The sequence below is a fragment of the Haloplanus ruber genome (genome assembly GCF_024494725.1).
GTDB classification, from domain to species: domain Archaea; phylum Halobacteriota; class Halobacteria; order Halobacteriales; family Haloferacaceae; genus Haloplanus; species Haloplanus ruber.
In genome coordinates, this window is the sequence record NZ_JANHDK010000003.1 from 399,143 (window position 1) to 413,382 (window position 14,240).

Genomic DNA, 14,240 nt, shown 5'->3' on the forward strand with positions numbered 1-14,240 from the left:
CGGCGTCAGGCGTCGCCGAGGCCGACGACCCCGAGGTCGATCCGGTCGACCAGCGCCGCCGCGCGGTCGTACGACGACGGGGCGTCGCCGCCCGTCTCCGTCGCGGGACGCTCCCGACCCCGCTCGGCGTAGAGGCGGTCGACGAACGCCTCGCGGACCGCCCGATTCGCGAACAGGCCGTGGAGATAGGTGCCGAGGACGGCCTCCCGTGTCGCGCCGAGTGTCGCACCCGTCCGGCCGTCGGGTGCGGCGAACGGGGTTTCGACCGCCCCCGTCGCTCGCGTCTCGCCCGCGTGGATCTCGTATCCCTCGACCCGCCCTTCGGCGCCGGCGAGCGGTCCCGCTCCGTCGAGACGCCACGTCGCCGGTTCGACTCGCTTCTCGGCCGAGAACCGCGTGACGACGGGCAGTAGGCCGAGTCCTGACACCCGCTGTTGTTCGCCCGTCCCTTCGACGGCCGCGCCCTCGATCCGCTCGCCGAGGAACTGGTAGCCGCCACAGAGACCGATCACCGGCCCCTCGACGGCCCGTAACTGCCTGCCGAGGTCCGCCTCCCGGGCCGCAAGCAGGTCATCGACCGTGTTTTTTGTCCCCGGGATGACCGCGGCGTCGGCCGGGCGACCCCCCGGCCCGACCGCCGCGAGGTCGGCCCCGAGGGGGGTGTAGACGACGCGCACGCCCGGGGTCGCCGCGAGCGGTTCGAGATCCGTCGCGTTCGAGAGATGCGGGAGGCGAGGCACGGCGACGGTCACCGTCCGCTCGGCGTCGACGCCGTCGTCACCGGTGACGCCTCGTTCGCCCCGCGCCGGGAGCGCGAGGCTGTCTTCCGCGGGGAGTCCTGGATCGTCGTACGGTAGGACCGCGAGTACGGGCACGCCGGTGCGTGCTTCGACCGTCTCGACTCCGTCCGCGAGCAGCGAGCGGTCGCCCCGGAACTTCGTGATCACGACGCCCGCGACCTGTTCTCGGAGGTCATCGGGCAGGAGCGCGAGCGTGCCGACGATGGCGGCGAAGACGCCGCCACGTTCGACGTCCGCGACGAGTATCACGTCGGCGTCGGCGATCCGCCCCGTCTCGACGTTCGCTAGGTCGCGGTGGTGGAGGTTGATCTCGGCGATGGACCCCGCGCCCTCGGCGACCACCACGTCGGCGTCGGCCGCCAGTCGGTCGTGGGCCGCGACGACCGACTCGCGGGCTCGGTCCCACCAGTCGTCGTAGTAGTCGGTCGCGGGCACGTTCGCGATGGCCTCGCCGTCGATCACCAACTGTGACTCGCCGTCGCCGCGGGGTTTCAGCAAGACTGGATTGTGGTCGGTCGTCGGCCGCACCCGCGCGGCACGGGCTTGGACGTACTGTGAGACGCCCACCTCACCGAAGCCCTCGCCGTCGGCCCGCGGCACCGCCCGGGCGTTGTTGGACATATTCTGGGCCTTGAACGGCGCCACGTTGTATCCAGCGTCGGCCAGGCGCCGACACAGCCCCGCCGCCACCGTCGACTTGCCGACGTGGCTCGCGGTGCCAGCCACGAGAAGCGTCCGGGCGCGGTCGCTCACGCTACCCGACCCTCCCGCCCCCGCCCCGGACGCAACGCCTCGGCGCCGGCGGGCGTCGCCGTCTCGTTCGCCGATTCGACCCACGCCGGCCGCGTCACCGACACCGGGCCGGGGACGATCCGTATCGTCGTCTCGACCCGTACCGCGGGGTCGTCCCGCGGGGTATACTCCCGGCGGATCACGCGGACGAGGCCGTCCTCGTCGACGACCGCCCGCCCGGTCATCTCGCTCGCGCCCCGCCACGGCTCACCGTCGACGGTCACCGCGACGAAGGCAGTCCCGTTGCGTTCGCCCGCGCCGACGACCCGCGACTCCTCGACGTCGAGGAGCCATCGGACGTACCGGCGCGTCCGGTCAACGTACCGATTGGGCGTCGACGTGTCCGACACCATCAACAGCCGAAACGCGGCGCGTTTGGGCGCGTCCTGCCCGCCGACCGGGTGTACGTACCGCACCGTCCCGTTGGCGTAGGCCGACACGTCCGCGACGTGGAGCGTCTGGTATTCGAGGGTTCCGAGGGTCCGGACCCGTGAGTGGTAGTGATCCGTCGCGGCGACGGCGACTCGTTCGACCGCGACTCCCCGCAGTTCGCCGTCGGCGTACTCCCGGTGGACGATCCGGAGGCGGTACGGGCGCTCCGCCAGCGCCTCGGCGTGGGCGTTCGCCAGCGCTGACGCGTCCGCGACGCCGTCCCCGTCGATTCCGGGTGGTGGCTCGTCGCTCCCGGCGACCGCAGCGCCCCCCTCGACTCCCGCCCCGGGTGTCGTCGTCGCGTTCGACTCCCCGCCGGGCGAGACGCCCGCCACCTCGGGCGACGTGACGCCTGCCCCTGCGACCACCGCGGCGCCGACGACGGCGACGGCGACCAGTCCCACGACCAGTCGAACGGGAGCGCTCGGGCGCGGGCCATCGCTGTCCGCCGTCCTCGTGGGGTCCCCGTCGGTCGCTCCGTCGGGGACGGCCGCACGCGGATCGGTGTCCGACGGTCCCCGGCCGGTGGCGCTCGGCTCCCCCTCGGTCCGGCGTGTCGGTGAGGCCTGTGTCGTGTCGTCGGCAGCCACACGCCGGGCGCCGTCGTCGGCGTCATCGACACTGTCGGTGCCGGTCTCGTCGGCTGCGGCGAACGCCTCCGGCGGCCGATCAAAAAAGCGCCGGCAGAGCCGGGTCCGGGCCTCGTCGTCGACGGCGTACGTCACCTGTTCGTGGAGGGTTTCGGCGTCGACGCTCGCCGGGACGTGTCGCGGTTCGTCTCCGTTGGGTGGTGTCACCACCACGTCCCCTCCCGCGTCGCGGCTGACCCGTTCGACCGTCCACCCGCGGGCCTCGTACACCGCCGCGACGAAGGCGGCACGCTCCTCCGGATCGAGCCCGTCGAGCGAGTCGCGGAAGCTCCCGGGTGGGATCGGCATACCGTTCGCTAGGCGTTGGTCCTCAAAACCGTTCGGCTAGAACTCCGTCCCCTTCCGTGCGCGCTGACCGGCGTCGATTGGGTGGCGTTCCTTGCGAACCTCGCTCACCAGGTCGGCGTGGTCGTCGAGGTACGCGGGACGCTCGTGGCCACCGGTACAGACCAGTTCTACGTTCGCGGGCTTGGATTCGACCAGGTCGACCACGTCCGCCGGATCGATCAGCCCGCGGTTGGCCGCGTACAGCACCTCGTCGAGGATCAGCATGTGGACCCCTTCGGTCGGGTCGCCGTCGAGCGCCAACGGCTCGGTGAGGGTGGCGGCGGCGGCCGCATCCAGCAGGTCGCGGGCGCGTTCGAGGCCGCCTCGGGCCTTCGCGGCGTGGTCGTCGTCGTCGCTCCCGTCGGCGAAGCCGTGCCAGCCGTAGTGGCCCGTGTGTTCGTACGAGAACCCGTCGAGCTGTTGGATGGCCGCGTACTCGCCGCGCACGTCCTCGACGCTCTCGGCGCCGCCTTTCATGAACTGGAGCAGATGCACCCGGTAGCCGTGGCCGGCGGTACGCGCTCCCATGCCGATGGCGGCCGTCGTCTTCCCCTTGCCGTCGCCCCACCACGCCTGGACGAGGCCGAACTCCGGTGGCGCTCGGGGGGTGACTCCGCCGCTGTCGTCGGTCATCGCTCCGTGGTCGGGGACCGGTGGCCTTCAATGGTGAGGGTCGACACCCTCGCCCGCTCGTCCGTGCGGACGCCGGATTCGGCCGGGCCGTACTCTCCCTCGGGGTAGCGAGCGGCGAGGCTGGCATCGACGGCGTCGCGGACGCAGGCCCGGGCCGCCGCGCCAACGGGAGTTGCGCTCCCGGAGAAAGCGGCCGTTTCGCCCGTCGGGTCGCAGGCGGCGACGACGGCGTCGGTCGTCGTCCCGGGGACGCCCACCCGTTCGAGGAGCGTCGCCGCCTTCGCCTCCGCGGCGACAGTCAGCAGGTTCGCGAGCGCACCCGGCGCGAGCGAACGGGTCGTGCCGACGACGACGTTCACCGTCCCGGGACCGTCCTCGGGGGTGTGGTGGATGTCGACAGCGTCACCCCGGTTCGCCGTCGACGCCGTGTCGCCCCCCACGGGAAGCGCCGCGGGGTTCGACACGCCGGCAGTGGCGACGGCCTCGACCGGGGGGAGTCGCGCCCGCCGGGCGTGTCGCTGGGCGACGCCCGTCAGCAGCGCTGGACCCCCTGATTTGGGGTCGAACCCCGCGGCGTCGAGGCGTTCCGCGACGTAGGTATCGAGGTCGGTCCGCTCCCAGCCCTCGGGGACGGTCACGTTGTAGGCGGCGGGTGCGGTCCGCTCGCCGCCGTCGTGTCCGGTCGAAAGCCACCGGGTCCCCGGCCGGGCGAGGCGACAGACGCCGTCGCGGACGGTGATCTCGAACACGAGTTCGCATACCCGCGTGCCCCGGAAAAAGTCAGGGCACGTCCGGGACGGTGAATCGCTGTCCCCACCGACTGGTCGATTCGTCTCCCCGATCCGAATTTGATATCGCGATATACGATTTATCTAGGCTGAACAGCGGATCGGCGTCGTGAACCACCGACTCGGCGGTCAGTCTCGTAGGGTCTCGAGGAGGCGGTCGTTCTCGGCCGGCCGCCGAATTGCGACGCGGACGTGGGAGTTGAGGCCGCGGAAGGTAGTGGCGTCACGGAGGACGATGCCGTCCGCGCGGGCGGCCGTCAGCACGTCCGCAACCGCTCGGTCGCCGACATCGAGCAGGAGGAAGGGAGCCGCCGACGGCCTCACCCCGTAGGCGGGGTCGAGAGCGTCGGCCATCCGCGCCCGCTCTCTGCGCACCCGGTCCCGCGTCTCGGCGACGAACTTCGTCTGCCGGAGACAGTAGGTCCCGACGTCGGCTGCGGGCGTGGAGAGCCCCCAGGCGGGGCGTGCGGCGTCCAGTCGGTCGTGCAGGTCGCCCGTCGCGACGGCCATCCCTGCCCGGAGACCGGGCAGACCGAACATCTTGGTCAGCGACCGCGCGACGACGACGCCGGGTTCGCCCGCGAGCGTCCGATGGTCGGTGAAATCCAGAAACGCCTCGTCGACCAGCAGGACGGTGTCGGCGGCGCGACACTCCTGGGCGTACGCCCGGAGGTCGGCCCGCGGGTAGGCGTCGCCGGTGGGATTGTTCGGGTTACAGACAACGACCATCTCGTAGGGGTCGGGATCGGTTCGGAGGAGGCGGTCGTGGTCGACGAACGTCGGTTCCGCGCCCTGCAGGCGGACCTCGCGTTCGTACTCGCCGAAACTCGGCTTGGGGAGGAGGGTATCGTCACCTGGGCTGAGCGTCACCGCGACGGTGAGTCGGAGCGCCTCGCTCCCGCCGGCCGTGGGGACGACCGATAGCGGCTCACATCCCAGATACTCGCCGGCGGCGGTCCGGAAGGCACAGTAGTCATCGCTGGGGTACTGGGTCGCCGCTCCGTAGGCCGACTCGTAGACGCTGGCGACGCCGGGTGGTCGCTCGGGGTTGGTGTTGGCGCTGAAATCGAGAAGCGACGAGTCCGCCGCGCCGCCGTGCGGGACCCGCTCCACGTCAGCGACGGCGTCAGGGTCCATGGCGAGGAGTAAGACGTTCTACTATGTCAAGCGTTCCGTCTGCGACGGCGTCGAGTGTGCCCGCCCGCTCGGCGACGAGAAGCGCTCCACCCATTCCCGCACCCTCCTTGGCCTCGCCGTCGGCGTAGCGGGCGAGCGCGTCGTCCCGGGTTCCGAATCCTGGGTCGGTGATCGCCGTCTCGCAGTCCAGGTCGGCGGCCAGAGAGAGGTCGGCGTCGGCGGCGACGTAGCTCGTCGACGCAAGCGTCAGCGGGTCGGCAACGCCAGCGTGTCGCACCAGCGCCGCCGCCGCGAGCAGTTGTGTTCCGCCGCCGAGGATCACATCCGTCCCCGACTCTAGGGCGCCGGCGGTCAGGCCGGCGACGACGGCAAGCACCGGATCTCCCACGAAGCGGACGGCGAGTTCCGGGCGGTAGGCCGCCTCGCCGGGCGCCAGATCGCTCGCCTCGAACGCCGCCTCGATCACCCGCTCTTTCAGTTCTAGCGGGTTCTCCGGCAGCGACGAGGAGACGACCGACTTCCCTGCCGACGCCGTGTCGACGCCGAGTGCCCGAAGGACGCCCAGGGCGGTGGTCGTCCCACCGGGGATGGTCTCGCCGACGACCAGTTCGTCGTCGGGGAGATTCCGGCCGAGGGTTCGCGCGGCCACCCACGCGCCCGGGGCGGTCGGGACGGGGTCTGCCTCCCGCACGTCGCGGCCAGGTTTCGCGCCAACGCCCACCGTCGGCGCCCCGGTCGGTTTCGCGAGCCCCGCGTCGACGACGAGCGTCTCGAAGCCCACGCGCTCGCGGACCGCGCGGGTGACAGCCGCGGGCGTCGGACACCCCGTCGGACTCACCGGGACGACCGGCGCACGGACCAGGTGGCCGAACTCGATCAGTTCCGCGTCGGCACTCGGCGTGTGGACCCGCAGGTCGGCATCGGCGCCCGCGGCGCTGATGCCGTCGATTCGGGCGGTTTCGGTCGTGCCCGCGACGAGGACGAAGCGGGTCACGACAGGGCCTCCGCGACCTCCAGGTCGGCACGGCGGTTCACGTTCACGGCGAGTCGTGGGTCGGTGCGTTCGTATATGTCGTCGTCGATTCCCGCGACGACGTTGACCCCGGCGGGCGCCAGCCGGCGGTCCCCGTGATCGAACGCCGTGTCGACGCTTACCCCCAGGCGGCGCTTCAGCGCGACCGGGACCGCGGCCGTGAGCGAGCGAGCGTCGGCACCGTCCCCCGCGGCGGCGAGGACGCGGTTGATCGTCGCCCCGGTCACGAGCGGAAGGTCGGCGGCGACGGTCAACACTGGCTGCTCCACTCGGTCAAGCGCGGCGTCTAGGTCCGCAATGTAGCCCTCGCCGGGCGTCTCGATCACACGCGCACCGGCCGCCCGCAGATGCCCGCGGGTCGCTGGCGCCAGCGGCGAGACGGCGAGGTGGATCCGTTCGACCCGGCTGGTCGCGAGCGCCGCGCGCACGCGGTCGACCATGGGCGTCCCGGCGACCGGAACGAGGGGCTTCTCGGTGTCGCCGCCGAGACGCGTCCCCGCGCCGCCACACATCACCAGAGCGTCCACACCACCACCCCCGCGTGAAGCGCGGCGACCCGCCCGAGTTCGTTCGCCGCGCCGAGGGCGTCGCCGGTGACGCCGCCGAGGGACGCCGTCGCCCACCGGCCGACGAGAAGCGCGGTGGCAGGTCCGGCGAGAAGCGTCGCCCCGAGCGCCGGCGCGCTCCCGGCCGGCGCGGCGAGGACGGCGGGAGCGGTGACGGCGACGACCGGCAGGAGCGCGGCCGCCGAGAGGTCGCCGACGACAGCCGACCCGAGGCCCTCGTGGCCGGGGTCACCAAGCGCCGCGAGCGTCGCCATCCCGACCTTGGCGCTCACCTCGGCGGCGAGTGCGAGACGGACGGCCACCCGGGGGCCGGCGCCGGCGACACCGAGGCCGCCGAGCGCGAGGGCGACGAGCGTCGCACCAAGGGCCAACGCGCCGCCGACGCCCGTCGCCGAGTCCGTCAGCGCCTCGCGGCGCTCGGCGGCCGGGCCGTGGGCCGCGGCCGCGTCACCGCAGTCCGCGAGGCCGTCGGCGTGGGTCACGCCGGTCAGCAGGTAGAGCGCGGCGACGTAGCCCGCGACGGCGGTCGGCACCGGAAGCGGCGCGAGGAAAGGGAGGGCGGCGACGCCGCCGACGACGTAGCCCGCGACGACGAAGGCGGCGGGCGTGGCGCGGAAGGCGTTCCAGGCGGCCTCGTCCCCGCCGACGGGCAGGCGCGTCAGGAAGGCGAGCGCGCCGCGGATCGCCGTCAGCACGGCGGGATCACCACCGGTAGCGACGAGCCAGCCGTTCCCGCTAGCGCCGATCCACCCACTACCGCCACCGTCGCCGCGAGGCCGAACGCGAGCCACCCCGCGCGGGCGACGACGACGACCCCGCGGTCGGCGTCGGCTGGCGTCGGGAGCGCGCCGTCGGCCTCCGCCCCGCCGTCGAGACGGTACGCCCCCGGCTTCGTCAGGCACACGCCCAGCACGACTGCGAGTGTCGCCATCGGCCACCCGGCGTTCGGCGACGTCGGGCGCCGCGCCAGGGGTCTGGCCGCGCGGAGCGCCCCTGGGTTCCCTCCAGCAACCGCGAGGAGCACAGCGCTCGCACGCGCGGGCACCCACATTACGAGGTCGTCAAGGCGCGCGGGCGCCCATCCCATGGGGTGAGAGCGGTAGCCAAAGGTCGAGTCGAGCGTGTTGACCGCCTTGACCCAGGCGGCGGCCGCGGCCGCGAGCGGGAGTGAAAGCGGCGCGAGGAGGGCGAACCCGGCGAGCGGTGCGACGAGGCCGTCGGCGAGGTTCTCGGCCGCGCTCTCGACGGCGGCGCTTCGCACCTCGCCCGCCGAGAGAGCGGTCGCGTCCCGTCCCGCCAGCGCCCGTAGGCGCTCCCTGGCGGCCGGGAGGTCGGCTCCGCTCGCCGCGACGACGGCCCGTGCCTCGTCGAGGAGCATCCGTCGGCTGGTGCAGGTAAAACAGACGACGGCGGCGGCGACTCCCCCGGCGAGGGGACCGAGGCGGGACGCGATGGCGACCCCACCGGCGGCGACGGCGGCGGCGACGAGGGGGACGGTGAGCGCCACGCCGACGCCGGCGAGTCGGGGGGTGGTCCAGGTCCGGTCGAGTGGGGCGAGTCCCCGTCCCAGCCAGGCGACCGGGTGGAGCGCCGCGGGAGGCTCCGCGAGCAGGCGGTCCAGTCCTGCGGCGAGGGCGACGCTCCCGGCGGCGATCAGGGTCACGGTTCGGCCCCCAGTCGGTCGGCGAGGGCTGTGAGCGGCGTCTCGCCGACGTCGACGAAGGTGCCGCCGAGGGCCTCGACCCCCCCGTCGGTCTCCGGGTCGTCACCGACGTGGGTGAGGGTTGCGGGGTCGCTGCCGAGGTCGGTGGCGAGTGTCTCGAAGGGGGTCGGGTGAGGCTTTCGGAAGCCACAGGCCGCGCTGGTGACGACGGCGCCGAACCGACCCCGGAGGTTGGCACGCACGAGCGTCCGGGGGACCAGTTCCGGCACGCTACAGTTCGAACAGAGACCGACGGGGCCACACGCCTCGGCGGCGGCGAGGGCGTCCGCGACCCCGTCGCGACGGGTCACCGTGGGATCGAAGGCGGCGACGACGGCGCGTCTGACGACGCCGTCGGACGGCGTCACGCCGCGACTTCGGAGCGCCGCGGCGGCGTGGGCGGGGAGGGGAATCTCCGCCTCGTCGGGGATGTCGAGGTGGGACGTGCGGTAGGCGTCGCCCCAGTCGTCGGGGATGGGGACACCGCGGTCCCGGAGCTCGGCAGCGACGGCGGCGGCCGGGTCGGCCGGCGTCGACGCCGTCACGAGCGTCCCAAAGAGGTCGAAGGAGACTGTCACGGGTCTCCCGAACGGTCGGCGCGGAGCCACTTGACCCCCGCGGTCGGCGCGGAAGGGTTAGGTCCCCGGCGCTCCGAGAGCGACCGTGACTATCGCCCGACTGCTCGGCATCGAGACGCCCGCCGACGCCGCCGACTGGTACGCGGCCGGGCGGGCCTACACCCGTCGGGTCGCGGCGGGGATGGAGTTCGACGGCGTCGAGGCCGTCGACGGCGACGGGGTGGCCGCGACGCTTCGGGCCAACCCGACCGCACTGTCGCGCCGTGCGGCCGAATCTGTCGTCGGCGTCTTGGTCGGCGACGCCGTCTTCACCGACCCGTTCTGCGAGTGGATGCCGACGTGGTACGAACTCGGCCTGTGGCCGGCGGCCAGACTCCTCGAACGCCGACTGCGGCGGATCGCCCGCGAGGTGGCGGCGGTTGCAGGGCTGACCGTCACGACGCCTCGGTTCTCGCGGCCCCGGGACGTCCTCGTGGCGGGTCGCTCGCCGCTCGCGGAGGTGTCGGGCTTTCGCGAGCGGTTCGTCCTCGCGGCGGCGGTGACCCACCTCGAGTGGTTCGCCCACGCCGCGGCCGCGGACGGTATCGCGGTGCCGCAGGACCTACTCGCGCGGGCGCGCCGGGAGACGCTCGAACATTACGCCGGGTCGGGCCGGCCGCTGTCGCCCCGGATTCGGCGCTTCCAGCGCCTGCTGTTCACCGACGGCGAATGGGTGCAGGCGGTCGACGCCGCGTACGGACTCGATAGCTGGGTGTTCGACCGGTGGGCCCGGTGGCTGGACGCCGAACGGTCGCGTCTCGCCGCCGTGGCCGACGGGTGACAGACAGGCGTCAGACACCGTCCAAGGTTTGAAATAACCCGCCATCGTGTCTGTGAACGATGAGCAAGATCACGTTCCGCGCCGACGACGATCTCGTCGAGCGCCTGGAGGAGTTCGACGACTCCAAAAGCGAGGTGATGCGCGACGCGTTGCGCACCTACCTCGACGACGCGGAACGCGAACCGAGTGACGGTGGGGCCGACACGGCCGACCCTACGATGGCGTTGCTGGAGACGCTTCTCGCCGACGGGGCGTTTGCGCCGCGGGAGCCGCCGTCGATCAACGTAAACGTCACTGTCGACGGCGCGTCGACCGATCCGTCGGACGTGTCCGTCGAACGCGAGTCCGAGACGACAGAGCGTAAGACGCAATCCGAGCGTCCGACCGACGAGGACGGGTCGGCGGCCGCGCGTAAAACGTGCTCCCAGTGTGGCGAGGAGATGTCCACCGGGCACGTCTACTGCCCAAACTGCGGTGAAAAAGGCGCACACCGCGTCTTCTGTGACTGTGGCGACGAGATTCGGTCGGACTGGGCGTTCTGTCCGAGCTGTGGCCGCCGAACGCCGGCAGCGGATGTGTTGGACCGTGCGTAACCCAACCTACCCCGCTGTTTACGCCTCTCTCCACCTTCTGTCTTACAACGGCCGTTAGTTTTATACCGTATTGGTCTGTTGTTACGTTTGCGTAAGACGGTCGTCTTACAGATTCGGCGTCCGTGGGGTAGCGGGCCTCCACCGGACGATTCGAGCCTGTAAGACAGTGCGCGGGGTGCTGCCCGTTCCGTCTTACCGGGGGAATGCAAACATGGAGCGTGTGACACTACGAATTCCGAAGCAGCAGATCGAGGAGGTCGAACAGATGGTCGAGACGGGAGAGTTCCCGAACCGAAGCGAGGCCATCCGCTCGGCGGTCCGCGAGATGCTCAACGAACAGAGCGAGTCCCGCGACGACAAACGCAACCGTAACCGCAGCTGGGCGAAGGTGTAACGATGCAGAGTTTCGTCCAAGACGCTATCGAACACGAGGAGGCCGAAGAGCGCGGTGCCGACGACGACGACGAGTTCGGCAACCCGCGGATCGTCATCGTCGGCGCCGGCGGTGCCGGTAACAACACGGTCAACCGACTGTACAACATCGGTGTCGACGGCGCCGAGACGGTCGCGATCAACACCGACAAACAGCACCTGAAGATGATCGAGGCCGACACGAAGATCCTCGTCGGCAAGTCGCTCACGCAGGGGCTGGGTGCCGGTGGCGACCCCTCGATGGGTGAGCGCGCGACCGAGATGGCCCAGGGGACGATCAAGGAAGTCCTCGGCGAGGCGGACCTCGTGTTCGTCACCGCGGGGATGGGTGGCGGGACCGGCACCGGTGCCGCGCCCGTCGTCTCCAAGATCGCCAAAGAGCAGGGTGCCATCGTCGTCGGCATGGTGTCGACGCCGTTTAACGTCGAGCGCGCCCGCACGGTCAAGGCCGAGGAGGGACTCGAGAAACTCCGCGGCGAGGCCGACTCGATCATCGTCCTCGACAACAACCGACTGCTGGACTACGTACCCAACCTGCCCATCGGCAAGGCGTTCTCGGTGATGGACCAGATCATCGCCGAGACGGTCAAGGGTATCAGTGAGACCATCACCCAGCCCTCGCTCATCAATCTGGACTACGCGGACATGTCCACGATCATGAACCAGGGCGGCGTCGCGGTGATGCTGGTCGGCGAGACGCAGGACAAAAACAAGACCCAAGAGGTCGTCAGCGACGCGATGAACCACCCGCTGTTGGACGTCGACTACCGCGGCGCGTCCGGCGGACTCGTCCACATCACCGGTGGTCCGGACCTCACGCTGAAGGAGGCCGAGGGCATCGCGAACAACATCACCGAGCGACTGGAGGCGAGCGCCAACGTCATCTGGGGCGCGCGCATCCAGGAGGAGTACAAGGGCAAGGTGCGGGTCATGGCCATCATGACCGGCGTCCAGAGCGCTCAGGTGCTCGGCCCGTCGACCCAGCGACAGGCGGAGAAGTCCCGTCGCAGCCTCAACGGTGAGGACGTTTCGGAATTCGATGCGAGCGAAAACGTCGGTCAGGAGCAGGGCTCTTGGTCCGACGGCGGTCGCAACGAGGTCGATACGCGTAACGGCGTCGACGTCATCCGGTAGCGACCGCGAGGCTTCTTTCCCGTCGCCCGCGTCTTACACCGCTTCTATCGACTCGACTAGCCGGCACTTCCGGCAGATTCGACCGCTCGTGCTCGACCCACAGCGGTCGCACTCGCCGAGGTTGGGGCCGTCGTCGTCACGGTACCGCTCGGCGGCCAACTCCGCGAGTTCCTCGTAGCCCGCCATGATCGAGTGTCGCGTCCCGGGGTGTGACTCCTCCATGCCGAGCAGGAGTTCCTGAATCTCCCCGCGGTAGGCCTCGCTCGCGTGCGGACACTCCGTAATGTGGGCCGGGAGGTCCGCGAGGTGGGCGTACAGCGCCACCTCCTTTTCGGGCACGTCGCGCAGTGGCTTGGCCCGGGGGACGAAGTGTGTCGTCTCGGCTCGCCGGTCGAACGGCCCGAGACTCGCGTCGAAGTGTTTGGCCATCTGTTTCAGATCCCCCTCGAAGAAGTTCATCAGGGCGGTCTGGGCCTCGTCGTCGAGGTTGTGGCCCGTCAGCAGTTTGTCGGCGCCGAGTTCGTCGGCGTACGACTCCAGCAGGTCGCGGCGGAACACACCACAGTACGCGCAGGCGGCCATGTCCTCGGGGTCCGTCTCGACCACGTCGTCCATGCGAACGCCGAGTTCGTCGGCGTACGACACCACCTCGTGGCGCAGGTCACGGTCCGCGGTCAGTCGCTTGGAGGCGTCGAGGCTCTCGTCGCGGTAGCCCTCGATCCCCTCGTGGATCGAGAGGGCGACCAACTCCACGCGCGGGTCCTTGCCGAACGTCTCCGCCAACACGTGTGTCAGGACGACGCTGTCTTTGCCCCCCGAGAGACCGATCACCCACGTCTGTGGGTTCTCCGGCGAGGCCGTCGCCGGAAGGAGACCGTCCTCCCTGATTCGCCGTCGCACCCGCTTATCGACCGAGGCCCGGAGGTGCTTGCCACAGAGGTGGGCCCCCGAGTAGGCCGCGTGCATCACCGCCTCGCGGCCGCACCTGTCACAGTCCATCGACGCGACGTTGCCGGCCGGCCCGTATCACCGTTTCGTCTCCTCCAGAACGGTTTTGCCCGGGCGGGCGCAAACGCGGGTGATGGATCGAGACGCGGCGCTCGACCGGGTGGCCGAAATCGTCGACTACGTGGACCGCACGGCGACCGACGGGCCGACCGACGGCGACGACCCCGCGCTCCTCCCGGTGCCCGTCCGCGAGGTGTGGGTGTACGGCGACGTTGCCCTCGGTCTCGACCCACTCGACCGCCTCGACGTGTACGTCACCAAGGATCTCCTCATGCGCGGCGACGCCGACCGCGCGGCCGAATTCACGGAGCGGTTCGGCGTCGCCGGCGTCGGCAAGACCGTCGACGCCGACTGGGCCGCGGCGTATCCGGAACACCTCCGCGCGAACGACAACGGCCACGCGGCGCCCGAGCGCTGTCTCGCCGCCCATCTCGCTGGCGACGACGAACCGATCCACCTGGAGGTGTGTAACGCCTCCTTCACCGACAACGTTACCCAGCGCCTGAAGGGGGCGATGGCCCGAGAGGCCTACGGCGAAATCCTCGACCCTCGGGGGGTCTGTCTGTGGGTCGACGGCCGCCGCGACGACGACGCGATGACGAAACTCCGCGGCGGCGAACTCGCCTTCCCGACGCTCTCGGAGGCCTTAGGCATGCTGGGACTAGACGACGACACCGCCACCGAGGCCGCCACCGCGATGCGCGAGCGTCGCGCCGAGGCGACCGGGCGGACGGTCCGTGGCGACGTGGTGTAATCACAGATGACACCGGCGCTCCGCGCGAGGCGGCGTCACGCGACCCGCCCGCGGCGACGGT

The 14,240-nt window shown here is 71.3% G+C and carries 16 protein-coding genes; 5 read left to right on the forward strand and 11 right to left on the reverse strand.

The genetic code is table 11. The features are described from left to right. Window positions 1-5: 5 nt before the first annotated feature. From NO878_RS12675 to NO878_RS12720, 10 genes are all read right to left on the reverse strand, one after another. Window positions 6-1,553, reverse strand: coding sequence for a cobyric acid synthase (locus NO878_RS12675; RefSeq protein WP_256406365.1), 1,548 nt, complete (start codon window positions 1,551-1,553; stop codon window positions 6-8). Then, the gene (locus NO878_RS12680; protein ID WP_256406366.1) at window positions 1,550-2,962 is read right to left on the reverse strand and encodes a hypothetical protein; all 1,413 of its coding nucleotides are present in this window, start codon (window positions 2,960-2,962) and stop codon (window positions 1,550-1,552) included. The genes NO878_RS12675 and NO878_RS12680 overlap by 4 nt, the downstream gene beginning before the upstream one ends. A gap of 36 nt (window positions 2,963-2,998) precedes the next feature. After that, window positions 2,999-3,634, reverse strand: a complete 636-nt coding sequence (locus tag NO878_RS12685) for a cob(I)yrinic acid a,c-diamide adenosyltransferase (protein ID WP_379823062.1) — start codon at window positions 3,632-3,634, stop codon at window positions 2,999-3,001. Then, window positions 3,631-4,383: an adenosylcobinamide amidohydrolase gene (locus NO878_RS12690; RefSeq protein ID WP_256406367.1), complete on the reverse strand. Its 753-nt coding sequence runs from the start codon at window positions 4,381-4,383 to the stop codon at window positions 3,631-3,633. Before NO878_RS12690 ends, NO878_RS12685 begins: the two co-directional genes overlap by 4 nt. A 168-nt stretch (window positions 4,384-4,551) precedes the next feature. Continuing rightward, window positions 4,552-5,559, reverse strand: a complete 1,008-nt coding sequence (cobD, locus tag NO878_RS12695) for a threonine-phosphate decarboxylase CobD (protein WP_256406368.1) — start codon at window positions 5,557-5,559, stop codon at window positions 4,552-4,554. After that, window positions 5,549-6,553, reverse strand: a complete 1,005-nt coding sequence (locus tag NO878_RS12700; protein ID WP_256406369.1) for a nicotinate-nucleotide--dimethylbenzimidazole phosphoribosyltransferase — start codon at window positions 6,551-6,553, stop codon at window positions 5,549-5,551. Before NO878_RS12700 ends, cobD begins: the two co-directional genes overlap by 11 nt. After that, window positions 6,550-7,104 carry an NTP transferase domain-containing protein gene (locus tag NO878_RS12705; RefSeq protein WP_305882736.1) on the reverse strand — a complete coding sequence of 185 codons (555 nt, stop codon included), beginning with the start codon at window positions 7,102-7,104 and terminating at the stop codon, window positions 6,550-6,552. The genes NO878_RS12700 and NO878_RS12705 overlap by 4 nt, the downstream gene beginning before the upstream one ends. Next, entirely contained in the window at window positions 7,104-7,853 is a 750-nt protein-coding gene (gene cobS / locus NO878_RS12710; protein ID WP_256406371.1) for an adenosylcobinamide-GDP ribazoletransferase, read from the reverse strand. Before cobS ends, NO878_RS12705 begins: the two co-directional genes overlap by 1 nt. Continuing rightward, the gene (locus NO878_RS12715) at window positions 7,847-8,821 is read right to left on the reverse strand and encodes a CobD/CbiB family cobalamin biosynthesis protein (RefSeq protein ID WP_256406372.1); all 975 of its coding nucleotides are present in this window, start codon (window positions 8,819-8,821) and stop codon (window positions 7,847-7,849) included. The genes cobS and NO878_RS12715 overlap by 7 nt, the downstream gene beginning before the upstream one ends. Next, entirely contained in the window at window positions 8,818-9,438 is a 621-nt protein-coding gene (locus NO878_RS12720) for an HAD family hydrolase (RefSeq protein ID WP_256406373.1), read from the reverse strand. The genes NO878_RS12715 and NO878_RS12720 overlap by 4 nt, the downstream gene beginning before the upstream one ends. Before the next feature lie 85 nt (window positions 9,439-9,523). Between NO878_RS12720 and NO878_RS12725 the strand changes: the two genes are divergently transcribed. From NO878_RS12725 to ftsZ, 4 genes are all read left to right on the forward strand, one after another. Continuing rightward, window positions 9,524-10,258, forward strand: a complete 735-nt coding sequence (locus NO878_RS12725) for a DUF8116 family protein (RefSeq protein ID WP_256406374.1) — start codon at window positions 9,524-9,526, stop codon at window positions 10,256-10,258. A gap of 59 nt (window positions 10,259-10,317) precedes the next feature. Next, window positions 10,318-10,851: a double zinc ribbon domain-containing protein gene (locus tag NO878_RS12730; RefSeq protein WP_256406375.1), complete on the forward strand. Its 534-nt coding sequence runs from the start codon at window positions 10,318-10,320 to the stop codon at window positions 10,849-10,851. A gap of 211 nt (window positions 10,852-11,062) precedes the next feature. Then, the gene (locus NO878_RS12735) at window positions 11,063-11,245 is read left to right on the forward strand and encodes a ribbon-helix-helix domain-containing protein (RefSeq protein ID WP_157689508.1); all 183 of its coding nucleotides are present in this window, start codon (window positions 11,063-11,065) and stop codon (window positions 11,243-11,245) included. 2 nt (window positions 11,246-11,247) lie between these two features. Continuing rightward, window positions 11,248-12,417, forward strand: a complete 1,170-nt coding sequence (ftsZ, locus tag NO878_RS12740; protein ID WP_256406376.1) for a cell division protein FtsZ — start codon at window positions 11,248-11,250, stop codon at window positions 12,415-12,417. 33 nt (window positions 12,418-12,450) lie between these two features. On the opposite strand, the gene ncsA is transcribed toward ftsZ, so the two are convergent. Then, window positions 12,451-13,416, reverse strand: coding sequence for a tRNA 2-thiolation protein NcsA (gene ncsA, locus NO878_RS12745; RefSeq protein WP_256406377.1), 966 nt, complete (start codon window positions 13,414-13,416; stop codon window positions 12,451-12,453). 82 nt (window positions 13,417-13,498) lie between these two features. Between ncsA and NO878_RS12750 the strand changes: the two genes are divergently transcribed. After that, the gene (locus NO878_RS12750; protein ID WP_256406378.1) at window positions 13,499-14,179 is read left to right on the forward strand and encodes a DUF7095 family protein; all 681 of its coding nucleotides are present in this window, start codon (window positions 13,499-13,501) and stop codon (window positions 14,177-14,179) included. Window positions 14,180-14,240: the final 61 nt, after the last annotated feature.